Below are 22,799 nucleotides of genomic sequence, written 5' to 3'. Positions count from 1 at the left end.
GCCGTCGGTCAGGCGCTCGGCGAGGCGCTCCCCGTGCCGTCCGACGGGTTGCTCGGCGCGCCGCCCGCCGCGCCGTCGGCGGACGGCATGCCGGGCAGCGCCGGCAGTTCGGCGCCCCAGTGCACGGCGCGCAGCGCGGTCTCCCGCAGTGCGGCGGCGCCCTCGGCCCGCAGCGCCCCGGTCGAGGCGCCGGTCAACTCCACGTAGGCGCCGGTCAGCTGGGTCTCGATGTACGCGGCGAGCTGCTTGGCGTCGGCCGCGTCCTTGACCGCGAACGGCAGCCGGTAGCCGGGCGCCGCGGCGGTGGGGGAGACCCCGCCGTTCGCGAGCAGCCGCTGCCAGCCGTCCCGGCGGGCCTGGTGCGCGGCGTACGAGGCGCGGCCGTCCTCGCGCTGCGGGCCGACCGGCAGCAGCGCGCCGACCACGCCGTAGCCGTAGACCGCGGCGTGCTCGGCGGCCAGCGCCGACTGCAGTGCGGTGGCCTGCGGTGACGGGTACGGGCTGGGCTTGGCGGAGGTGTTCGCGGAGCCGGTGGCGGAGGCCGGTCCGGACGCGGCGGCGGACGGCGGGGGGGAGCCGGAGGCCGCGGGCGCGGGGGCGACCTGGCCGGTGTCGCCGAGCGCGGCGGCGTGCGCGGCGTTGGAGGCGGAGACCGAGGCGAGCAGCCTGGCCAGCTCGGGGGAGGCGCCGTCGAGGTCGGCCAGCCGGGCGGCGGCGGTCTGCCGCTCGGCGGCGGCCAGCGCGGCGACCGAGGCGGCCGGGGCACCGCTGCCGGAGGGCTCGGGGGAACCGGTGGCGGCGGGCAGGCCCTGGGCGAGGGCGGCCCGGTGCTGGGAGACGTCCTCGCGCAGGTCCTGCAGGGTGTCCGCCTGCCCGGCGCCCGGTCCGGCGATCACCGCGTCGTAGGAGGCCAGCAGCGCGTCGGTGGCCGCGACGGCCCGGATCCGCACCGCGCGGTCGGCGTCCTCGGCCTGCTTGCGGTCCCTGTCGCCCTCGTCGGTGCAGCCGCACAGCAGGGACAGGCCGCCGATCGCCCCGAGGGCCAGGAAGCTCCGCCGGGTGGGGGACAGCATGGGACGCGCTCCCGGAGTCTCGTGGGGACCCTGTGTCCCCGTTGTGATGAATCATGACCGGACCCTCACGGTTCCGGAGCGACTACGGAGGCTATCCGCCCGCTGTGACCTTGCTCGCAGCGGGGTACGCCGACCGGGGGCCCCGTCAGGTCGGAATCGGCGGTTCGGGGTCGGACCCGTTAGGCTTCGCCGTGAGTTAGCACCTTCGACAACAGCAGACGCGGCCGAGGAGTCACCCGGATGAGCACCACCCCCACCGACCGGCTGCGCGCGTTGTTGGAGCCGCTCGCCGCCGAGGCCGGGTTGGACCTGGAAGAGGTCAAGGTCACCCAGGCCGGCAACCGTCGCCAGGTGCAGGTCGACGTGGACGCCGACGGCGGCGTCGACCTCGACACCATCGCCGAGTTCTCCCGCGCGGTCGGGCAGGCCCTGGACGAGTCCGACCTGATGGGCAGTGCCGCGTACCTGCTGGAGGTCGGTTCCCCGGGTGCCGAGCGCCCGCTCACCGAGCCGCGCCACTGGCGCCGCGCCACCGGCCGCCTCGCCGCGGTCAAGCTGGCGGACGGCAAGGAGATCACCGCGCGGATCCTGGAGAGCGACGAGGACGGTGCCCTGGTCGAGGTGCAGCCGGTGAAGGGCGCCGGTCGCCCCAAGGAGCGCCGGCTGGAGTTCGCCGAGGTCGCCAAGGCCCGGGTGCAGGTCGAGTTCAACCGCAAGGACGACGCGTTGCTCGACGAGGCTGCTGACTTCACCGAGGACACGGACGTAGAGGAAGAGGAGGCGTAACCGTGGACATCGACATGACGGCCCTGCGTGGGATGGTCACCGAGAAGGGCGTTCCGTTCGACCTGCTGGTCGAGTCGATCGAGTCGGCGCTCCTCATCGCGTACCACCGCACCGAGGGCTCGCGGCGCCGCGCCCGGGTCGAGCTGAACCGCAAGAGCGGCCACGTCACGGTGTGGGCGCTGGAGGACGCGTCGGAGCTGGAGGAGGGCGTCGAGCCGAAGGAGTTCGACGACACCCCGAGCGGCTTCGGCCGGATCGCCGCGTCCACCGCCAAGCAGGTGATCCTGCAGCGCCTGCGCGACGCCGCCGACGACCAGACCTTCGGCGAGTACGCCGGCAAGGAGGGCGACATCGTCACCGGTGTCGTCCAGCAGGGCAACGACCCGAAGAACGTCCTGGTCGACATCGGCAAGCTGGAGGCCATCCTGCCCCCGCAGGAGCAGGTCCCCGGCGAGGAGTACAAGCACGGCACCCGGATGAAGTGCTACGTGGTGGGCGTCCGCCGGGGCGTGCGCGGCCCGTCGGTCACCCTCTCGCGCACCCACCCGAACCTGGTGAAGCGCCTGTTCGCGCTGGAGGTGCCGGAGATCGCGGACGGCTCGGTGGAGATCGCCTCGATCGCCCGCGAGGCCGGCCACCGCACCAAGATCGCGGTCTGGTCGCGCAAGCCCGGTCTGAACGCCAAGGGCGCCTGCATCGGCCCGAACGGCATGCGGGTGCGCAACGTGATGGCCGAGCTGCACGGCGAGAAGATCGACATCGTCGACTGGTCGGAGGACGCGGCCGACATGGTGGCCGCCGCGCTGTCCCCCGCGCGGGTGACCAAGGTGGAGATCGTGGACTACGCCCAGCGCTCCGCGCGGGTGATCGTCCCCGACTACCAGCTCTCGCTGGCGATCGGCAAGGAGGGCCAGAACGCCCGCCTGGCCGCGCGTCTGACCGGGTGGCGGATCGACATCCGTCCGGACACCGAGCTGCCCGGCGGGGAATCGCAGTCCCACTGAAAAGCGTTGTAGCTGTCCTCCGGCGATCATGAGCCGATCAACCGGGCGGCGGCAGGTCCCTTCGGAGGGGTAGACTTGAACGTGTCTGGCCGGACGCATGTCCGAGCATGCCCGGAACGCACCTGCGTGGGCTGCCGCAAGCGCGCGGCCAAGCACGAGCTGTTGCGTGTCGTGGCGGTCGAGGGCGCTTGCGTCCCAGACCCCCGCGGCACACTGCCGGGCCGGGGCGCACATCTGCACCCCGACCCGAGCTGCCTCGATCTCGCGGTACGCCGCCGGGCGTTCCCCAGGGCCTTCCGGCTCCAGGGGGCGCTCGACACCACGGTGCTGCGGGCCCACGTCGAGGGGTGAACGCACCGCAGCACGCACCAGCGCACGGCATCGGCACGCCGTGCGTCGTCAGGTACCTCGCGAGATGGAAGTAGGTCGAGATTGCGATGAGCACTCGATGAGTACGCGATGAGTACGCCCATGAAGTAGCGACAGTCCGGCGGACGATTACCCCCGGACGGATAGACAGGAGCGAAGTGGCTAAGGTCCGGGTATATGAACTCGCCAAGGAGCTTGGCTTGGAGAGCAAGGCCGTCATGGCCAAGCTGACCGAGCTCGGTGAGTTCGTGCGGTCGGCGTCCTCGACGATTGAGGCACCGGTCGTTCGCAAGTTGACTGACGCTTTGGGAGCGACGCCGCCGTCCGGTGGCGCGTCCGCCAAGCCTGGCCCGCGGAAGCCCGCGGCGCCCACCCCCGCCGCCTCCGGCGGCACCGCGCCCAAGCCGGGCGCGCCCACCCCCGGCCCGCGTCCGACCGTGACGCCGGGCCCCCGTCCCACCACCCCGGCAGCGCCGGCCGCCCCCGCGGCGCCCGCTGCCTCCAAGCCCGGCGCGCCGACCCCCGGTCCGCGCCCGGCTGCCCGCCCGGCCGCGCCGGCCGCCCCCGCGGCGCCCGCTGCCGAGTTCTCCTCCCCGGCCCCGGCCGGCGAGGCCCCCGCCCGTCCGGCCGCTCCGCGTCCGGCTCCGGCGAACCCCGCGGCCCGTCCGGGCCCGCGTCCGGCCGGCCCCCGTCCGGGCAACAACCCCTTCACCTCCAGCGGTGCCTCCGGCATGGCCCGTCCCGGCGCTCCGCGTCCGGGTGCGGGTGCCCCCGGCGCCGGTGAGCGCGGCCCGCGTCCGGGCGGCGACCGCCCGCGTCCGGCCGGTGCCCCCGGTGCCGGTGGCGAGCGCGGCCCGCGTCCCGGTGGCGCTCCGCGTCCGGGTGCCGGTGCGCCGCGTCCCGACGGCCCGCGTCCCGGTGGCGCTCCCCGTCCGGGTGGCGACCGTCCGCGTCCGGCCGGTGCCCCCGGCGCCGGCGCGCCGCGTCCCGACGGGCTGCCCCGTCCGGCCGGCCCGCGTCCCGGCGGCCCGAGCCCGTCCGGCATGCCGCGTCCGAACCCCGGCATGATGCCGCAGCGTCCGGGCCCGCGTCCGGGTCCGGGTGCGGGTGCGCGTCCGGGTGGTCCCGGCGCCCGTCCGGGTGCGCCCGGCGGCGGCGGCCGTCCCGGCTTCCAGGGCCGTCCGGCCGGTCCGGGCTCGCGTCCGGCCGGTGGCGGCTTCGGCGGCCCGCGTCCGGGTGGCGCGGGTGCCGGTGGCGGCGGTGGCTTCGGCGGCGGCGGTGCCCGTCCCGGTGGCTTCGGCGGTCGTCCCGGTGGCCCGGGTGCCCGTGGTGGCACGCAGGGCGCCTTCGGCCGCGGCCCCGGTGGCCGTCCGGCCCGCGGTCGCAAGTCGAAGCGGGCGAAGCGCCAGGAGTACGAGGCCATGCAGGCCCCGTCCGTCGGCGGCGTGATGCTGCCCCGCGGCAACGGCCAGACGGTCCGCCTGTCGCGTGGTGCCTCGCTGACGGACTTCGCGGAGAAGATCAACGCCAACCCGGCGGCGCTCGTCTCGGTGATGTTCAACCTCGGTGAGATGGTCACCGCGACCCAGTCGGTCTCCGACGCGACCCTCGAGCTGCTGGCCGGCGAGATGGGCTTCGTCCTGGAGATCGTCAGCCGGGACGACGAGGACCGCGAGCTGCTCGAGTCGTTCGACATCGACTTCGGTGCCGACGAGGGCGACGAGGACATGCTGGTGGCCCGCCCGCCGGTCGTCACCGTCATGGGTCACGTCGACCACGGTAAGACCCGCCTGCTGGACGCCATCCGCAAGACCAACGTGGTGGCCGGCGAGGCCGGCGGCATCACCCAGCACATCGGTGCCTACCAGGTCACGGCGCAGGTGAACGGCGAAGAGCGTCCGATCACCTTCCTCGACACCCCGGGTCACGAGGCGTTCTCCGCCATGCGTGCCCGTGGTGCTAAGTCCACCGACATCGCGATCCTGGTGGTCGCGGCCAACGACGGTGTCATGCCGCAGACGATCGAGGCGCTGAACCACGCCAAGGCCGCCGGTGTGCCGATCGTGGTCGCGGTCAACAAGATCGACGTCGAGGGCGCCGACCCGACCAAGGTCCGCGGTCAGCTGACCGAGTTCGGCCTGGTCGCGGAGGAGTACGGCGGCGACACCATGTTCGTCGACATCTCCGCCCGCCAGGGCCTGCACATCGACGAGCTGCTGGAGGCCGTGGTCCTGACCGCGGACGCCTCGCTCGACCTCCGGGCCAACCCGGAGCAGGACGCGCAGGGCATCGCGATCGAGGCCCACCTCGACAAGGGCCGCGGCGCCATGGCGACGCTGCTCGTGCAGCGCGGTACCCTCCGCGTCGGTGACTCGGTCGTCGTCGGCGACGCCTACGGCCGCGTCCGCGCCATGCTGGACGAGAACGGCAACAGCCTCACCGAGGCCGGCCCGTCCCGCCCGGTTCTGCTGCTCGGTCTGACCTCGGTGCCCCGCGCCGGCGACAGCTTCATCGTCGTCGACGAGGACCGCACCGCCCGCCAGATCGCCGAGAAGCGCGCCGCCCGCGACCGCAACGCGTCCTTCGCGCAGCGCCGCGTGCGCGTCTCGCTGGAGGGCTTCGAGGCCGCCCTGGCCGCCGGCTCCATCGAGAAGCTCAACCTCATCATCAAGGGTGACGTCTCCGGTTCCGTCGAAGCCCTCGAGGACGCCCTCGTCAAGCTCGACGTGGGCGAGGAGGTCGAGCTCCGGATCCTGCACCGCGGTGTGGGTGCCATCACCGAGTCCGACGTGGACCTGGCGATGGGCTCGGACGCCATCATCATCGGCTTCAACGTGCGCGCCGAGGGGCGTGCCCGTACCGCGGCCGAGCGCGAGGGCGTCGACATCCGGTACTACTCGGTCATCTACCAGGCGATCGAGGAGATCGAGGCCGCGCTCAAGGGCCTGCTCAAGCCGGAGTACGAGGAGGTGCGCCTCGGCGCCGCGGAGATCCGCGAGGTCTTCCGCTCCTCCAAGTTCGGCAACATCGCGGGTGTCATCGTCCGCGAGGGCCTGCTGCGCCGCAACGCCAAGGCCCGCCTGCTGCGCGACGGCAAGGTCGTGGCGGAGAACCTCTCCATCGAGGGTCTGCGCCGCTTCAAGGACGACGCGACCGAGGTCCGCGAGGGCTTCGAGGCCGGTGTCACGCTCGGTTCGTTCAACGACATCAAGGTCGAGGACGTCATCGAGACCTACGAGATGCGCGAGAAGCCGCGCGCGTAAGCGAGTGGCCGACGGGGCCGGTCGACGGGGTGTTTATCCCGTCGACCGGCCCCGGTCTCGCTGTTAGGGTCCCAGTGCTGGGAATCCTTCGAGGCCTTCAGGTCGGCGAGACCTGCCTTTCATGTTCGTAGGAACACTCACCTTCGACCTGCTCCTCGGCGACGTCCACTCGCTGAAGGAGAAGCGTTCGATCGTGCGGCCCATCGTGGCCGAACTGCAGCGCAAGTACAGCGTGTGCGCTGCCGAGGTCGGGAACCAGGACCTGCACCGCCGGGCCGAGATCGGCCTGGCGGTGGTGTCCGGCGACGCCGGGTACGTCACCGAGGTCCTGGACAGCTGTGAGCGGCTCGTCGCCGGCCGCCCCGAGGTGATGCTGCTCTCCGCACGGAGGCGGTACCACCACGACGACGATGACTGAGCGCGGGTGCGGGAGTCACCACTCTCACACCCGCCAAGGACCGAGAGCGCCCACAAGGCTGGGCGCGGGCGGGTACGTTGGGGGATGGGCCCCACCGGGAGAGGTCATGTCCCGGGTACCGCGCTCACTGCACGAGGAGGCAACGTGACCGACACCGCAAGGGCGCGCAAGCTCGCCGACCGGATCCAGGTGGTCGTGGCGGAGACCCTGCAACGGCGCATCAAGGACCCCCGGCTGGGCTACGTGACCATCACCGACGCCCGGGTCACCGGAGACCTGCGCGAGGCCACCGTCTTCTACACCGTCTACGGCGACGAGACCGAGCGGCAGGCCAGCGCGGTCGCGCTGGAGAGTGCCAAGGGCATCCTCCGCTCCGAGGTCGGCAAGCAGACCGGGGTGCGCTTCACCCCGACGCTGACCTTCGTCGCGGACGCCCTGCCGGACAACGCCAAGAACATCGACGACCTGCTGGACAAGGCGCGGATCTCCGACGCCGCCGTCCGTACGGCCGCCGCCGGCGCCACGTACGCCGGCGACGCGGACCCGTACCGGCAGCCCGCCGACGACGCGGACGAGGACGAGTAGCCATGGCCGGCGAGCCGGCCGGGGCCGGTTCCGCGAGGGCGGTCTCCACCTCGACGGTGGAGACCGCCCTCGCGGTGCTTCCGGGCCCTCGCACTGAGTCACCGGGCGGCTTCGAGCCGGCCTGGCAGGCGGCGCTGGCAGCCATCTCCGGCGCCCGCGAGATCGACCTGATCTGCCACATCTGCCCCGACGGCGACGCCCTCGGCTCCGCGCTGGCCGCCGGTCTGGCGCTGCGCGAGCTCGGCCACGAGGTCCGGGTGTCCTTCGGCGACGACCCGCAGATCGTGCCGGAATCGCTCTCCTTCCTGCCCGGCCAGGAGCTGATCGTGCCCGTCTCGGCGGTGCCCGACCGGCCCGAGCTGGTGCTCTGCTTCGACGTCGCCGCCGAGTCGCGGCTCGGTCTGCTGCACGCGAAGGCCTTCGCGGCGCGGACCCTGGTCGTCTTCGACCACCACGCCTCCAACCCCGGCTTCGGCGGCGTCCGCCTGATCGACCCGGCCGCCCCGGCGACCGCCGTCCTGGTGGACGAGCTGCTGCGGCGCCTCGGCGTCCCGCTCGACCAGGCGATCGCCACCTGCCTCTACACGGGCGTGGCGACCGACACCGGTTCCTTCCGGTACGCCGCCACCACCCCGGCCACCCACGAGCTGGCCGGCCGACTGCTGGCCACCGGCATCCGCCAGGACCTCATCTCCCGGCAGCTGTGGGAGACCTCGTCCTTCGGCTACCTGAAGGTGCTGGCCGGCGCGCTGGAGAGGGCCGCCTACGAGCCCGAGGAGGCCGACGGGCAGGGCCTGGTGTGGACCTGGGTGCCGTACCAGGACCTGGCGCTGTTCGGCGTCACCGTCGAGGAGATCGAAGGCCTGATCGACGTGCTGCGCCGCCCCGCCGAGGCGGAGGTCGCCCTGGTGCTCAAGCAGGATCCGGACGGCACCCTGCGCGGCTCCTGCCGCTCCAAGGGCGCCGTCGACGTCGCCGCCGCCTGCGCCGAGCTCGGCGGCGGCGGGCACGTGTACGCGGCGGGGTTCACCTCGCGCGAGGACGTGCCCACCACCCTGGCCCGGTTCAGGGCCGCGCTCGGCGTCCACACCACCGACTAGAAAAGAATCGATGAAGCGCAAGGGCACCGGGCCGGACGGCCTGGTCATCGTCGACAAGCCCGAAGGCATCACCTCGCACGGCGTGGTCGCCAAGCTGCGGTGGCTCGCCGGGACCCGCAAGGTCGGCCACGCCGGCACCCTGGACCCGATGGCCACCGGCGTCCTGGTGATCGGCGTCGAGCGGGCCACCCGGCTGCTCGGCCACCTGATGCTCACCGCCAAGACGTACGAGGCGACCGTCCGGCTCGGCCAGACCACCGTGACCGACGACCGGGAGGGCGAGGTCACCTCCTCGACCCCGGCCGACGGCGTGACCCGGGAGGCCGTCGACGCCGGGATCGCCGCGCTCACCGGCGAGATCATGCAGGTGCCGTCGAAGGTCTCCGCGATCAAGATCGACGGGAAGCGCTCCTACGCGCGGGTCCGCGAGGGCGAGGACTTCGAGCTGGCGGCCCGGCCCACCACCGTGCACTCCTTCACCGTGCACGAGCAGCGCGCGGCCGTCGCCGAGGACGGCACCCCGGTGATCGACCTCGACGTGACGGTGGAGTGCTCTTCCGGCACGTACATCCGGGCGCTCGCCCGCGACCTCGGTGCCGCGCTCGGCGTCGGCGGCCACCTGACGGCGCTGCGGCGCACCAGGGTCGGGCCGTACGGCGTCGAGTCCGCGCGGACGCTGGAGCAGCTCGAGGCCCAGTCGACGGGCGGCTCCGCCGCGGGGCTGGAGGTGCTGCCGATCGCCGAGGCGGCGGCCGCCGCCTTCCCGCGGTGGGACGTCGACGCGGACGCGGCCCGGCTGCTCTCCAACGGCATGAAGCTGAAGGCCCCCGGGCTGGGCGTCGACGGCCCGATCGCCGTCTTCGACCCGGACGGGCGCTTCCTCGCCCTGGTCGAGGAGAAGGGCGGCACCGCCAAGCCGGTCGCGGTCTTCGTCGGCCAGAGCTAGACCCACCAGACGTACCCGGGCGCCCCGCGCCCGGTCGACCAGGAGTCGGCCGGGAGCGGGGCGCCCGCCGTTTCCGGGGCACGGCCGGTCAGGTGAGCGAGCGGCCCGGTGGCCGGGTTCGCCCGGACGGGCGAGCGCGCGTAGTGAACCGGTGGGGTGAGCGGGGCGCACGAGGTGCCGGAGGTGCGGGTGGGGGCAGACTCACCGGCGGTTGGTACCGGGGCCCGGCGGGAGGGCGGTGCGGATGGGCGACGAGGTGGCGGCGGATCCGGCGGCGGCGCTGCTGAGGATCCGCGACCTGCACGGACGGCTGTACGGCCTGGGCTTCCTCGCCGACCGGCAGGGCACCGTGGTGACCGCCCACGAGACGGTGGCCGGGCTGCCCCGGGTGGTGCTGCACACGCCCGGCGGGCAGGCCCGGGTGCTCGGGCCGGAGTCCGTCGACCTGCTGCCCGCGCGAGGGCTCGCGCTGCTGCGGACCGCGGCCGTCGGCGGGCTGCCCGGCCCGGCGCTGCCGATCGCGCCGGACGCCGCCGCCCGGCTGATCGCGGTGCCCCACCAGCGCTGGGAGGACGGCGAGCCGGTGCTGGTCCAGGGCGGGGTGGTCGGCCGGGACACCGTGGTGTACCCGTACGGCGAGGCGTTCCACCTGGTCGAGGGCGCCCTGCTGCTGGAGCTCGCCGGGACGCCGCTGGCCGGGGCCCCGGTGCTCGACGCGGAGACCGGCGCCGTGCTCGGGGTGGTCGCGCCGAGGCTGCGCGGCGGCCCCGAGGGCGCCGTCCGGGCGGCGTCGCTGGGCGGTGCGGAAGCCGACCGGGCCGGGCCGCTCGGTGCGCTGCTGGACCGGAACGCGGCCGACGTCCCCGCGTACGGGCGGGCGCTCAACCTCGGCGGGGTGCTGCGGATCGCGTCCGCGCAGCTCGCCGCGGCGAGCGCCGGCCACGGCCGGATCGCCGACCTCGCCGCCGACCGGGTCGACCGGGCGGACGGGATCAGCGGCGAGGAGCCGCAGCAGCCGCTCACCGTGCTGCTGGGCGAGACCGGCAGCGGACGGACCACCGAACTCGCCGCACTGGCGGTGCGCCGGAGCGGCGGCGGCCACCCGCTGCCCACGCTGTGGCTGCGCGGCGCCGACCTGGAGCCCGCCGACCGCTCGCTCGCCGACGCCGTCCAGCGGGCGCTCGCCGGGGCCGCCGGGACACTCGGCGTCCCGGCGCCCGGGGCGGACGCGGTGGCCGCGCTCTGCGAGGCGGCGGGGCGTCCGCTGCTGGTGGTGCTGGACGGGCCGGAGGAGGCGCCCCGCATCCTCGGACAGGCGTGGCTGCGGGCGGGCGCGGAGTGGCTCCGGCGCTGCGGCGCCCGGCTGCTGACGGCCTGCCGACCGGACGGCTGGGAGCAGCTCGCCGGCTGGCACGGCGAGGCGCGGCTGCTGTGGCTCGGCGGCCTGCCCGCGGAGGCGGCGGCCCGGGCCGCCCGGCGGTACGGCCTGCCGGAGGGCTATCTGGCGCCGTCGGAGGCGGGCCACGCGCTCGTGCTGCGCCTGGGCGGGGAACTGGCGGCGGAGGGCGTCCGGGGGCCGGTGCCGGGCCGGGAGGAGGCGTTCGCGGGCTGGTTCGACCTGGGGTGCCTGCGCGTCGCCCGCCGGGTCGCGGCGGCGCGGACGGTACGGCGGCCCGGGGCGCACCGGCGCGGCGGGCCGCCGCCGGCGGGCGAGGACGCCGGGCAGGTCCGGCGGCTCGCGGCGGAGGCCGCGGGCCGGCTGCACGACGCGGCGCGGCTGATGCTGGGGGCGGGCCACGGGGGGCTCGCCGCCGCGGAGTTCGAGCGGCTGTTCCCGGTGGCCGGGGGCTGGGCGCGGGCGGTGGTGGAGGCGCGGCTGCTGACGCCCGCGGGCGCGGGGTACCGGGCGGGGCACGAGGAGTGGGGGGAGTGGCTGCAGGGGCTGCACCTGGACCTGGACGCGGCACTGCGCCTGCTGCTGACGGAGCAGGGGGAGCCGGGGGCCGACGGAGGCGACCCGGGGGCGCGCGGGCCCGCGCCCGCGCCGGGGGCGGGCGAAAGGGGGGCCGACGGGCCGGAGCGGGGCGCCGCCGGCAGCGGAGCGGGCACCGAAGAGGCGCTCCACGGCCGCCGGGAAGCCCCCCGGCGGACCGGTGGGGGACGGGCGGCCCCGGCGAGGGTGCCGGCGGCAGGTGCGGCGGAGGGGGCGGCGGCCGGTGGGTCACCGGGCGCGCCGGAGAGGGACGACGGCCCGGCGGGAGCGGCGCACGGGGTCGGGCGGGGGCGGGCCGGGGTGGTGGCGGCGGCCTTGCGGCGGGTGGGGGAGGTGCACGGCGCGGGCGCGCTGGACGTGTGGCTGCACCGGATCCGGCTGGCGCTCGACCGGGCCGAGCCGGGCGGCGAGGCGGACTGGTGGGCGGGCCGGCTGCTGGCCGCCGGGGTGACGGGCAGCCCGGACGCGGCGGTGCACCGGGAACTGCTGGCGGTGCTCGCCGAGCGCGCCCGGAGCGACCCCCGGTTCGGGACGGCGTTCTGGGCGGCGCTGCCCCTCGCCCCCGTCGACCGCCTGGGGCTGCTGCGCCGCCTGGTCGGGGTGGACGCGGTGTTCGACGCCGCCACCGCCGAGCTGCTGACCGCCGACCCGGGAACGGTGGTTCCGCTGCTGTGCGGCTGGTTCGAAGACGCCGACGAGCGGGCCGGGGACCTCGCCGAGGAGCTGCTGTTCACCCACCGGGCGCTCGCCCTGGACGAGTTGACGGAGGTGCTGGTCGGCGCCGCGCACCCCCGCGCGGACCGGCTGCTGGGCCGGCTCGCCGTCCACGAGCCGTCCGCGCTGTGCCGGGCCGTCGACCGGTGGAGTCACGACCCGCGGCCGGAGCGGCACGTGGCAGCGGCCGTGCACGCCCGCCTTACGGCGTCGCACGCCGGCGGCTCGGGCCGCCGGCTGCTGCGCCACGCCGCCCGTACGCTGCTCGCCCGGGAGGACGAACCCGCCCTGCACGGCGCCGCGTTGGCGCTGCTGCTGGACGACCCGGAGTGCCGCGCCGAGTACCTGCCGGCCGCGCTGGCGGCGTACCGGGCGGAGGACCCGTTCCTGACCCCGGAGGTGCTCGTCGGGGCGGTCGCCGACCACCCCGAGCAGGTGCTGGCGGCGCTGCGCGAGCGGCTGGCAGCCCCGGCGGCGCCGGTGCGCGAGGTGCTGGCGGTCCTGGCGGCCGCGGAGGGCGAGGAGGCGGCGGAGCACGGCGGGCGGTTCGCGGCGGAGCTGCTGCGCGAGCGGCCGGAGCGGGCCGGGCAGGTCGCCGAGTTCCTGGACGCGCTGCTGGCCGCGGGCCGGGACGCCCGCCCGCTGCTGGCGGAGGTGCTGGCCGCCGCCCCGGCCGTCCGGGTGCCGTTCGCCGTCGTCCTGGCCTCACCGGACGGCGGGACGGAGACCGGGGCGGGCGGCGGGGCGGGCGGCGGGGCGGAGCGGCCGGAGGTGCCCGGGCGGGGACGGCTGCTGGACAGTCTGCTGGCCGCCGAGCAGGACCCCGACGTGCTGGTCGCGGTGCTGGAACGGCTGGCCGACCGGTATGCCGAGCACGAGCCCGGACGGCTGCGCGAGCTGCTCCGGCGGATCGGGGGCCGCTGGGACGGCGCCGACGCGGTGCTGGCCCGCTGCGCGGACCGCTCGGCCGGTTTCGCCCGGCTGCTGGCCCAGTGGCCTGCGGTGTCGGAGGCGGAGCGTCGCACCGATCACACCGAGCCCCTTCCGGTGCCGAGGCAGGGGCGGGCGCATGGCACGCTATAGGGGTTCAGGTTTGGATGTTCGAGTGCACCGGGTGTGCACGGCATAGGAACAAGGAGCGGTCAGGTGCAGCGCTGGCACGGCCTGGAGGAGATCCCCGGGGACTGGGGGCGCAGCGTCGTCACCATCGGATCGTTCGACGGAGTGCACCGGGGCCACCAGCTGATCATCGGCCGGGTGGTGGAACGCGCGCGCGAACTCGGCGCGAAGTCGGTGGTGGTCACCTTCGACCCGCACCCGAGCGAGGTCGTCCGGCCCGGCAGCCACCCGCCGCTGCTGGCGCCGCAGCCGCGCCGCGCGGAGCTGATCGAGCAGCTGGGGGTGGACGCGGTGCTGGTGCTCCCGTTCACCGCCGAGTTCTCCAAGGAGTCGCCGGAGTACTTCGTCCGGTCGGTGCTGGTGGACGCGCTGCGCGCGCGCCTGGTCGTCGAGGGGCCGAACTTCCGCTTCGGGCACAAGGCGGCCGGCGACGTCGCGCTGCTCGCCGAGCTCGGCCGGGCGGACGACTTCGAGGTCGAGGTGCTCGACCTGCAGGTGCGCGGCGCGGCGGGCGACGGCGAGCCGTTCTCGTCCAGCCTGTGCCGGCGGCTGGTCGCCGAGGGCGACCTGGCCGGCGTGGCGGAGATCCTGGGCCGTCCGCACCGGGTCGAGGGCGAGGTCGTCCGGGGCGCGCAGCGCGGCCGCGAGCTCGGCTTCCCGACCGCGAACGTGGACACCGTGCAGCACAGCGCGATCCCGGCGGACGGCGTGTACGCGGGCTGGCTGACCGCGGCGGGGGAGCGGATGCCGGCCGCCATCTCGGTGGGCACCAACCCGACCTTCGACGGGACCAGCCGCACGGTGGAGGCCTACGCGATCGACCGCGTCGGGCTCGACCTGTACGGGCTGCACGTCGCGGTGGACTTCCTCGCGTACCTGCGCGGGATGGAGAAGTTCGACTCGATCGACGCGCTGCTGGAGCGGATGGCGGACGACGTGAAGCGGGCCCGCGAGCTGACCGAGTAGCACCGCGGGAACGACGGACGAGGGGCGCGAGATCACTCGCGCCCCTCGTCCGTCCTCCACTGCTACTGCTGCGGCGGCGGGTAGCCGTACCCCGGCTGCTGGCCCCAGGGCTGGCCCTGCTGGGGGTAGCCCGGCTGCTGCGGGTAGGGCGGCTGGCCCTGCTGCGGCTGCCCCTGCTGGGGGTAGCCCGGCTGCTGCGGGTACGGGGGCTGCTGCTGCCACCCCTGCTGCTGCGGGGGCTGCTGGTAACCGCCCTGCTGCTGGCCCTGCCAGCCGCCGGCGGCCTGCTGGGCGCGGACGATGTCCTCGCCGACCAGCGCGGCGAGCTCGAAGTACGCGTCGCGCACCTTGGGCCGCATCATCGCCAGGTTGACCTCGGCGCCGGCCGCCAGGCTCTCGTCGAAGGGCACCACCACGACGCCGCGGCAGCGGGTCTGGAAGTGCGCCACGATGTCCTCGACCTTGATCATCTTGCTGGTCTCGCGGACCCCGGAGACCACGGTGATCGAGCGCTGCACCAGGTCGGCGTAGCCGTGCGCGGAGAGCCAGTCGAGCGTGGTCGAGGCGGAGCTGGCGCCGTCCACGCTCGGGGTGGCGACCACGATCAGCTGGTCGGCGAGGTCCAGCACGCCGCGCATGGCGCTGTAGAGCAGGCCGGTGCCGGAGTCGGTCAGGATGATCGGGTAGTGCTGGCCGATCACCTCGACCACCTTGCGGTAGTCGGAGTCGTCGAAGGTCGTGGAGACGGCCGGGTCGACGTCGTTGGCGACGATCTCCAGGCCCGAGTGCGGGTCCTGCGAGGTGAACTGGCGGACGTCCATGTAGCTGCGCAGCCGCGGGATGGCGGTCACCAGGTCGCGGATGGTCGCGCCGGTCTGACGCTTGATCCGGCGGCCGAGGGTGCCGGCGTCCGGGTTGGCGTCGATCGCGATCACCTTGTCCTGGCGCTCGCTGGCCAGGGTGGCCCCGAGCGAGGTGGTGGTCGTGGTCTTGCCGACGCCGCCCTTGAGGCTGATCACGGCGATCCGGTAGCAGGACATCACCGGCTGGCGGATCAGCTCCAGCTTGCGGGCCCGGTCGGCCTGCGCGCCCTTGCCGCCGAACTGGAAGCGCGGCTGCTGGCGCTGCGCCTTCGGCTGGCCGCGCAGCAGGCGGTCCGAGGACAGCTCCACGGCGGCGGTGTAGCCGAGCGCGGCACCGTGCGCGGTCTGCGGCGGCGCGGCCTGGAACGCGGCGGAGGCCTGCGCCGCGCCCTGCTGCGGGTACGCGGGCGGCTGCGGCCAGCCGCCCTGGCGCGGGTCGGCGACCGGCGGCTGGGCGTGCGGACCGGGCTGCTGCGGCTGCGGGACCTGTGGCGGACCGGGCTGCTGCGGCGGGGGCGGCCCCCACTGCTGGCCCTGCTGCGGGTGCTGCTGGTACGGCGGCACGGGCTGCTGCTGCACCGGCGGCTGCTGCTGGTGCGGACCCGGCGGCGGGACCTGCTGGGGGCCCGGCTGCGGCGCGACCGGCGGCTGCTGGTGCGGTCCGGGCTGCGGGCCCGGCGGCCACGCCTGCGGCGGGTACGGCTGCTGCTCGGCGTGCGGCGGCAGCGGTCCGGGCTGCGGCGCGACCGGCGGCTGCTGCACGGGGGCCTGCTGGACCGGCTGCTGCTGGACGGGCGGCTGCTGCACCGGAGCGGGCTGGACGGGGGCCTGCTGGACGGGGGGCTGCTGCACCGGCGGGGTGGCGACCGGCGGGGTGGCCGCCGGGGCCTCGGCGACCGGCGCCACCGGGGCGGCGGGCGGAGCCTCGGCCACCGGTGCGGACTCGACGGCCGGGGCCGGGGCAGGCTCCGCCACGGGCTGGGCGGCCGCCGCGGCGTCACCGCCCGTCGCGTCCGGCGCGGACGGGGCCGTGGCCTGTGCCGTCGCACCCGTGCCGGCGCCCGGTGCCGGGTCCGTGCTCTGCGTGTACCAGGACGGAGGCGTGTAGTCCGGGGCGTCCGACCAGTCGTCGTCGTCCTCCGCCGCGTTGTCGCCGACGTAGACGCCGTCCCGATCGCTGCTCACTTGGGCTCCCTCGTGTTCGCCGCCGCTGTTCGCGGTGCCGTCGGGCATCAAGACTAGGACGTGGACACCGGTTGCCTGAAGGCGGTGCCCGACGTCCGTCGTCGTGTACGCAGGCCGGGGACGGAGTGCGTCAACATCTCAGGGACGTCCTGTCACCTGATGTTCACTCCGTCCCCGGCCCGGGTGCGCGCGTCCGGCGCGCGGTCAGTCCATGCGGCGCGGGCCGCCCAGCACCTGGGTCTCGGCGTCGCCGGGGTTGGTCATCACGTACTGGCGGCGCATCCGGGTGGCCCACAGCGTCACGTTGTCGGGCACGGTGGGCAGGTAGGCGAGGTCCTCGGCGCCGAGCGAGAGGATCCGGCCGAGCAGCTCGGCCTCCTGCGGGGAGACCCGCTGGACACCGACCAGGTCGGCGGCGTTGAGCACCCGGGAGGCGTTCGGGCCGAGGTACGGCAGCAGGGTCAGGGTGGTCTGCCACGGCGCGGCCGACAGCCGGCTGCGGGACGGGCGGGCGCCGAGGTCGCGGACCACCAGCACCGGCGAGGCCACCGACGCGCCCTGCGCGCCGAGCCGGCCCACCGCGTGGACGGTGACGCAGGGCTGGCCGCCGCCGGCCGCCTGCGCCATCGGCGCCCAGGCCTGCGGACGCCCGGTCTCCACCGCGACGCGGGCCCCGATCGCGGCCGCCCGCAGGGCGATCACCTGCGCCGTCCACATGCCGCCGACCAGCACCACCTCGTAGGCGGACGGGCGGAACAGGCCGAGCACGGCGGGCTGCTGGTGCTGGTCGGTGCCGATCAGCACGCCGTCGTCGCCGACCGGGAAGGACAGCGCGCCGAGGTCGTCCAGGGTCAGCACGTGCTTCTCGCGGCGCGGGCCGCGCAGGCCGAAGCCGGGGCGGATCCGCCGGACCCGGGCGGGCTCGGCGGACTGCGGCGCCTGGCTGGGATAGGTCTGATAAGCCATCAGGAAGTCCCTCCCAGGGGCAGGGTGGCGAGCATGCCGGGAGCCTGCTCCAGGTCCAGGCGGGTCAGGTGGGTGCCGGACTGCTGGGCACGCTGCTCGACCATCCGGCCGACCTGGGTGACCTCGCTCTCGCTGCGCCCGGTGAGCCGCAGGTGGCCGCTGATCGCCACCGCACCGCCCAGCCCGTGACCGGCGGTCAGGCTGAAGGTGGAGGTGAACGCGGGCGTCCCGGTCAGCTGGTTGACCAGCTCGGGAGCGGCGACCCGGCCGCTCCCGCCGGGCCGCGACAGCTGCGGCCACTTGGAGATCCAGTAGGTGGTGTGCCAGCGGTCGTCCACCCGCCAGAAGCGGTTGGACTCCTGGGTGCGCCGGGCACCCGCGCCGCCGCCGCCCGAGCCCTGCCGCCCGGCCACCGCCATCGGGTTGGCGCAGGAGGAGATGGCGAGGGCGGCGATCAGCTCGCGCTCGTCCAGGACGGTCACGGTGAAGCCGGCGTTGTTGAGTCGGCCGGCCAGCTGGTCGGTGACCCGCTGGAGGGTCTTGCGGGCGCCCTCCTCGCCGCCGCCGCGGGCCAGCACGGCGGTCGCGGCGCGCTCCGGGTCGAGCTTGAGCGCGACCCAGGTGAGCCGCAGGCCCGGGGTGGAGACGCCGCCGGGCAGCTGCTGGTACGCCCGCGAGGCGAGCGAGCCCTCGGGCAGGTGCGGCGCCGGGGCGGGCTGGGTGTGCTGCACCAGCTGCACGGACTCCAGCTCGATGTCGTCGACGCGCAGCACCGAGCACACCACGTCCAGCGGCACCGAGGCCCGGTGGGGGCGCATCGGCTCGTCCTTGGACTGCACCAGCAGCACCGAGGTGAGGAAGGTGCCGTCGCCGACCATGCCGGTCTCGCGGCGCATCGGACGCCCGTCGCCGAGGTCGGTCTCGGTGGCGTGGGTGCAGGTCTTCAGGGCGGGCTCCAGCTCCATCACCGGGGCCAGCGCCGGATCGGTGCCGGGCGGCGGCACGTTGAACTTCGCCTGCTTGCGGCGGGAGTTGAAGGTCATCCGGACGCCGAGCGCCTCGCCGGCCGTCCGGCCGCCCAGGCGCAGGACCGCGACGACCAGCAGGACCAGCGCGGGCACCGCGAAGGCACCGGCCATCACCGGGCTGATGGTCCATCCGACCGCGACCAGCGCGGCGGCGACCTCCAGCTGGACCAGCTGCTGGAGCTGGAGCCGGCTTCCCAACAGGCCCGGCCTGGGCAGGACCTTGAGCGCCACCGGCCCGGTGGCGGGCGCGGACTGGCCCCGACGCGCGCCGCGGCCGTCCGGCCTCCGACCGTGCGATGTGCTGCGTCGCGCTGGAGCGGACTGGCTTGGCATCCCCCGATTTGCCCTCTCTGCTCGTTCCCACGGCCCGGCTGGTCGGGCGGCGAACCGTACCCGTACCGTACCTACCGTCTGCTGCCGCATCGTAGAGGGTGGGCTGCGGCCCCCGCCGGGCGGGTGGCAGACTCACGCACTGCGGAAGCGCGCTGACGCCCGCACAGACGGCAGGTCACACAGGGGAGACGGGGACGAGCATGGCATCACGCCGGGACGAGCTGAACGCCTACACCTTCGCGCGCAAGCGCATGGTCGGGGCCTTCCTCCAGCCCAACGGCGGCGGCAACGACGAGGACGCACCGCGTCCCGTCCGGGCCGTGCTGCCGAGCGTGGTGGTGGCCGCCGTGGCCGTGGCGGGCTTCGGCATGTGGGGCGTCATCAAGCCCGCCGCGCCGCTGCACTGGGACGAGGGCAAGAACATCATCCAGGGCAAGCAGTCCACCACCCGGTACGTGCTGCTGCCCGAGGGCGAGGGCGCCAACCGCCACATGGTGCTGCACCAGGTGCTGAACATGTCCTCGGCCCGGCTGGTGCTGCCGGCCGGCGCCCAGGTCCAGATCGTCGCGGACGACGTGCTGGACAAGTACCAGTGGCGCGGCCCGACGATCGGCATCCCGTACGCGCCGGACAAGCTGCCCAAGGAGGGCGACGCCGGGCAGGCGAAGACCTGGTCGGTCTGCGACCGTCCGGGCACCGACGCCAACACCCAGGCCACCATCAACCAGGCGGTGTTCGTCGCGGCGGGCAAGGAGGCCGCGACCCTGGCCGACCCCAAGCTGCGGCTCGGCGACGGCCAGGTGCTGTTCGTCAAGGGCCCCAAGGACGGCAAGGTCGACGGCGGCCGGTACCTGGTGGACGGGCGCGGGGTGCGCCACTCGGTCGGCACCGAGGGGACGGCCGTCACCAAGCCCTCCCTGGTGACCGCGCTGTTCGGCGACGGCGCCCAGCCGCAGGAGGTCACCGACGAGTGGCTGCGGACGCTGGAGAACGGCAACCCGATCACCTTCCCGGTGGTCAAGGACTTCGACGGCAAGGTGCAGCCCTCCACGGTGGGCCTGACCAAGACCGAGGACAAGCGGGTCGGCCGGCTGCTGAAGTTCCAGAACGACGCGTACTACGTGGTCGGCAAGGACCTGCTGTACCAGATCACCCCGTTCCAGGCCGAGCTGATGCGGCTCAACCCCGCGCTGGCGCCGATCTACAACGGCGCCACCCCGAGCTACGGCGACCTCACCCCGCAGGACCGGAACACCCTGCAGAGCAAGATCGACAAGTCGATGATGACCGCCGAGGCGACCAAGGACTGGCCGACCGAGAAGTCCCCGGCCGTCAACATCGGCACCAAGGGCAACCGTTCGGTGGTCTGCTCGTCCTTCGACGGGATCGAGAACGGCGTCGTCAAGCGCTCGGTGTGGGCCCACACCGACTACCCGGTGACGGTCTCCTCCGGCTCGGCCAGCGCCCACGTGACGCCCGGCCACGGCCTGCTCTTCCGCGCGGTGGACGGCCAGGGGCAGGACAGCTCCGGCAGCGACTTCCTGATCACCGAGACCGGCCTGCGCTACTCGCTGCCGGCCAACGGCGACGGCGGCCAGGCGGCCCCGGCCGGCGGCGCCTCGCCCGCCCCGCAGGCGCAGGAGAAGAAGGAAGCCAACGAGTCGCAGGCCCGGCTCGGCTACAAGAACGTGTCACCGGTGCAGGTCCCGATGGCGTGGGCCCGACTGGTGCCGGCCGGCCCGGTGCTCGACACCAACGCGGCCGTTCAGGCGCAGAACGCCTGATGCTCCGTCAGCGCGCCACGCCGGATCGAGTGTCATGGTCTGGTAACTACCCGCTACCCGGTGTTGGGCGTACGGCGGTTGACGGATACAGTGCTACCGGACCCACATCCGTGGTGTCCGGACGGGTGGTCAGAGTCACGGCCACCCCGACGTAGTCAGTCTCATGGGGGACGGTGGAAATGTCTGGTCAGTTCACGACGACCGCTGAGGAAATGATCGCGTTCGCCAACCGGATCGGTCAGGTGAACCAGGACGTTCAGCAGGAGATCGGCAAGCTGAACAACCTGGTGAGCGAGATCAGCTCGGGCTGGCGCGGCGAGGCTGCCACTGCCTACCAGCAGATGCAGACCCGGTTCAACGAGGACGCCAACGCGCTGAACAAGGTGCTCGACGAGATCAAGCAGGCCATCGAGGCCACCACCAAGGCGTACCAGCAGACCGAAGCGGACCAGCGGTCCTCGGTCGGCGGCATCGGCGTCTGAGCCTCGGCGGATTCGGTCGAATTCGCAGCCTCTTCATCTGCGGCCCGTTGAGGGTCGCTCGACTTCCATCGACAAGGAGACACCATGTCCGACGGCGGCATCCTCGTTAATTTCCAGACCATCTCGGGCGCGGGTACCGAGGTGCGTCAGACCGCTGCGCGCATCCAGTCGCAGCTGGACGACCTGAAGGCCGGCGTGCAGCGCATCGCCAGTGCCTGGTCCGGTGCGGCTCAGGAGGGCTACCAGGCCCGCCAGGGCGAGTGGGACCGCAAGGCGGCCGACCTGCAGCAGGTGCTCGGCCAGATCGCCACCGCGCTGGACAACGCCGCGCAGAGCTACCAGGCGACCGAGAAGGCCAACGCGGGTATCTGGCACTGAGTCCGGCTCACGGGGGAGCACAGCAGCGCTGAACAGGGCGGGCGTCCGGACGGGCGCCCGCCCTGCTGGCGTGACGACAACGGGGAACTGAGGGGTAGCAAGGTGTCGTTGGGTACGTTCCGCAGGGCCGCCGCCGTGCTGGTCGTGCTGGGGGTGGTCGGGGGCACCGCCGCGGCGCCCGCCTTCGCGGCCGGGCCCTCGGCCGGCGCAGCCGACGGGGCCGGCGCGGTCCGCTGGTCCCCGATGTCGATAGCCGCCGCGGGTGAGTGCACCTTCCCCGCCGCGGACGTGAAGAGCAAGCCGTGGGCACTCCAGCGGGTGCTGCTCGACCAGCTCTGGGCGGCCGGCACCGGCAAGGACGTCACGGTCGCGGTGATCGACACCGGCGTGGACGCCAGCAACCCGCAGCTGGCCGGCAAGGTGATCGACGGCGGTTCGCTGCTCAAGGACCGGCAGACCGGCAAGGCCGTCGAAGGCACCGGCGTCACCGACAAGGTCGGCCACGGCACCAAGGTGGCCGGCATCATCGCGGCCCGTCCGCTGCCCGACCGGACCGGCTTCGTGGGCCTGGCGCCGGACGCCAGGATCCTGGCGATCCGGCAGAACGACAGCGACGGCAACGGGGACGTCACCACCCTGGTGGCCGCGATCAACCAGGCGATCACGGCCGGCGCGAAGGTGATCAACATCTCGCAGGACGTGCGCGCCGACAACGACAAGGGCGAGTTCGAGGGCCGGGGCGCCCTGGAGGAGGCCCTGAAGCGGGCCGAGCACGAGAACGTCGTGGTGGTCGCCTCGTCCGGCAACGACGGGCGCGAGGGCGACACCTATCCGGCCGCCATCGAAACGGTGCTGGCCGTCGGCGCCTCCGACCGCAACAACGAGCGCGCGCCGTTCTCCCAGTACGGCGACTTCGTCGACATCGCCGCGCCCGGGGTGGACATGCTCTCCACCGTGCCGGCCGGCGGCCAGTGCGTCGACAACGGCACCAGCTTCTCCGCCCCGTACGTGGCCGGACTGGCCGCCGTGCTCAAGGGCATGTACCCGAAGTGGACGGCCCAGCAGATCCGCACCCGGATCGAACAGACCGCGCAGCGCAACGAGCGCGGCGCGAACCGCTTCATCGGCTGGGGCGTCGTCGACCCGGTGAAGGCGGTGCAGAGCGAGAGCGCTCCCGCCGAGTCCCCGAGCCCCGACGCCAAGGTGAAGCTGGACAACGTCCCGATCGTGGCGCAGCCGCTGGGCCTGGCCGAGACCCAGGCCGACCGGGACGCCCGCACCGCGACCTTCGTGCTCGGCGGCGGCGGTCTGGCGGTCGCCGCGCTGGCCGGCGGCGCCGTGGTGCTGCGCGACTTCCGCCGCCGCCGCGGCGAGCACGCCTGAGACCCCGGCTACGACAGCGGCCCCCGCCCGGAAGCTCCGGGCGGGGGCCGCTGTCACGTGC

18 protein-coding genes are annotated in these 22,799 nt (G+C 74.6%); 14 read left to right on the top strand and 4 right to left on the bottom strand.

What is annotated here, in order from left to right; all coding sequences use genetic code 11:
* Positions 1-8: 8 nt before the first annotated feature.
* The gene (locus tag ABEB06_RS13620; protein WP_345697123.1) at positions 9-1,073 is read right to left on the bottom strand and encodes a ferritin-like domain-containing protein; all 1,065 of its coding nucleotides are present in this window, start codon (positions 1,071-1,073) and stop codon (positions 9-11) included.
* Between the two features lie 240 nt (positions 1,074-1,313).
* Between ABEB06_RS13620 and rimP the strand changes: the two genes are divergently transcribed.
* The 10 genes from rimP (at position 1,314) to ABEB06_RS13570 (ending at position 14,336) form a co-directional block, all read left to right on the top strand.
* The gene (rimP, locus tag ABEB06_RS13615; RefSeq protein WP_345697122.1) at positions 1,314-1,859 is read left to right on the top strand and encodes a ribosome maturation factor RimP; all 546 of its coding nucleotides are present in this window, start codon (positions 1,314-1,316) and stop codon (positions 1,857-1,859) included.
* Positions 1,860-1,861: 2 nt separating this feature from the next.
* Complete coding sequence (gene nusA, locus ABEB06_RS13610; protein ID WP_345697121.1) at positions 1,862-2,863, top strand: transcription termination factor NusA; 1,002 nt, start codon at positions 1,862-1,864, stop codon at positions 2,861-2,863.
* 81 nt (positions 2,864-2,944) lie between these two features.
* Positions 2,945-3,214: a YlxR family protein gene (locus tag ABEB06_RS13605; RefSeq protein WP_345701835.1), complete on the top strand. Its 270-nt coding sequence runs from the start codon at positions 2,945-2,947 to the stop codon at positions 3,212-3,214.
* A 176-nt stretch (positions 3,215-3,390) separates the two neighbouring features.
* On the top strand, positions 3,391-6,495 hold the full coding sequence (gene infB, locus ABEB06_RS13600; RefSeq protein WP_345697120.1) for a translation initiation factor IF-2: 3,105 nt from the start codon (positions 3,391-3,393) through the stop codon (positions 6,493-6,495).
* Between the two features lie 121 nt (positions 6,496-6,616).
* On the top strand, positions 6,617-6,913 hold the full coding sequence (locus ABEB06_RS13595; RefSeq protein WP_345697119.1) for a DUF503 domain-containing protein: 297 nt from the start codon (positions 6,617-6,619) through the stop codon (positions 6,911-6,913).
* A 144-nt stretch (positions 6,914-7,057) separates the two neighbouring features.
* Positions 7,058-7,498 (top strand): 30S ribosome-binding factor RbfA, encoded by a 441-nt coding sequence (gene rbfA, locus ABEB06_RS13590; RefSeq protein WP_345697118.1) that lies wholly within the window; start codon positions 7,058-7,060, stop codon positions 7,496-7,498.
* 2 nt (positions 7,499-7,500) lie between these two features.
* Entirely contained in the window at positions 7,501-8,598 is a 1,098-nt protein-coding gene (locus ABEB06_RS13585) for a DHH family phosphoesterase (protein WP_345697117.1), read from the top strand.
* 10 nt (positions 8,599-8,608) lie between these two features.
* Positions 8,609-9,544, top strand: coding sequence for a tRNA pseudouridine(55) synthase TruB (gene truB / locus ABEB06_RS13580; RefSeq protein ID WP_345697116.1), 936 nt, complete (start codon positions 8,609-8,611; stop codon positions 9,542-9,544).
* 244 nt (positions 9,545-9,788) lie between these two features.
* Complete coding sequence (locus ABEB06_RS13575) at positions 9,789-13,334, top strand: hypothetical protein (protein WP_345697115.1); 3,546 nt, start codon at positions 9,789-9,791, stop codon at positions 13,332-13,334.
* A gap of 63 nt (positions 13,335-13,397) precedes the next feature.
* Positions 13,398-14,336: a bifunctional riboflavin kinase/FAD synthetase gene (locus ABEB06_RS13570; protein ID WP_345697114.1), complete on the top strand. Its 939-nt coding sequence runs from the start codon at positions 13,398-13,400 to the stop codon at positions 14,334-14,336.
* A gap of 62 nt (positions 14,337-14,398) precedes the next feature.
* Here the strand turns inward: ABEB06_RS13570 and ABEB06_RS13565 are convergent, their stop codons facing one another.
* The 3 genes from ABEB06_RS13565 to eccE form a co-directional block, all read right to left on the bottom strand.
* Positions 14,399-16,384 (bottom strand): nucleotide-binding protein, encoded by a 1,986-nt coding sequence (locus ABEB06_RS13565; RefSeq protein WP_345697113.1) that lies wholly within the window; start codon positions 16,382-16,384, stop codon positions 14,399-14,401.
* Positions 16,385-16,588: 204 nt separating this feature from the next.
* Positions 16,589-17,350: a hypothetical protein gene (locus ABEB06_RS13560; protein ID WP_345697112.1), complete on the bottom strand. Its 762-nt coding sequence runs from the start codon at positions 17,348-17,350 to the stop codon at positions 16,589-16,591.
* Positions 17,350-18,576: a type VII secretion protein EccE gene (gene eccE / locus ABEB06_RS13555; protein ID WP_345697111.1), complete on the bottom strand. Its 1,227-nt coding sequence runs from the start codon at positions 18,574-18,576 to the stop codon at positions 17,350-17,352. Before eccE ends, ABEB06_RS13560 begins: the two co-directional genes overlap by 1 nt.
* A 335-nt stretch (positions 18,577-18,911) precedes the next feature.
* Between eccE and eccB the strand changes: the two genes are divergently transcribed.
* The 4 genes from eccB (at position 18,912) to mycP (ending at position 22,738) form a co-directional block, all read left to right on the top strand.
* Entirely contained in the window at positions 18,912-20,495 is a 1,584-nt protein-coding gene (gene eccB, locus ABEB06_RS13550; protein WP_345697110.1) for a type VII secretion protein EccB, read from the top strand.
* Positions 20,496-20,674: 179 nt separating this feature from the next.
* Positions 20,675-20,977 (top strand): WXG100 family type VII secretion target, encoded by a 303-nt coding sequence (locus tag ABEB06_RS13545; RefSeq protein WP_345697109.1) that lies wholly within the window; start codon positions 20,675-20,677, stop codon positions 20,975-20,977.
* 84 nt (positions 20,978-21,061) lie between these two features.
* Positions 21,062-21,355 carry a WXG100 family type VII secretion target gene (locus tag ABEB06_RS13540; protein WP_345697108.1) on the top strand — a complete coding sequence of 98 codons (294 nt, stop codon included), beginning with the start codon at positions 21,062-21,064 and terminating at the stop codon, positions 21,353-21,355.
* Between the two features lie 102 nt (positions 21,356-21,457).
* Complete coding sequence (gene mycP / locus ABEB06_RS13535) at positions 21,458-22,738, top strand: type VII secretion-associated serine protease mycosin (RefSeq protein ID WP_345697107.1); 1,281 nt, start codon at positions 21,458-21,460, stop codon at positions 22,736-22,738.
* Positions 22,739-22,799 lie beyond the last annotated feature (61 nt).

This window comes from Kitasatospora terrestris (assembly GCF_039542905.1).
GTDB lineage: Bacteria > Actinomycetota > Actinomycetes > Streptomycetales > Streptomycetaceae > Kitasatospora > Kitasatospora terrestris.
This window is presented reverse-complemented; position numbering and strand designations above follow the sequence as displayed.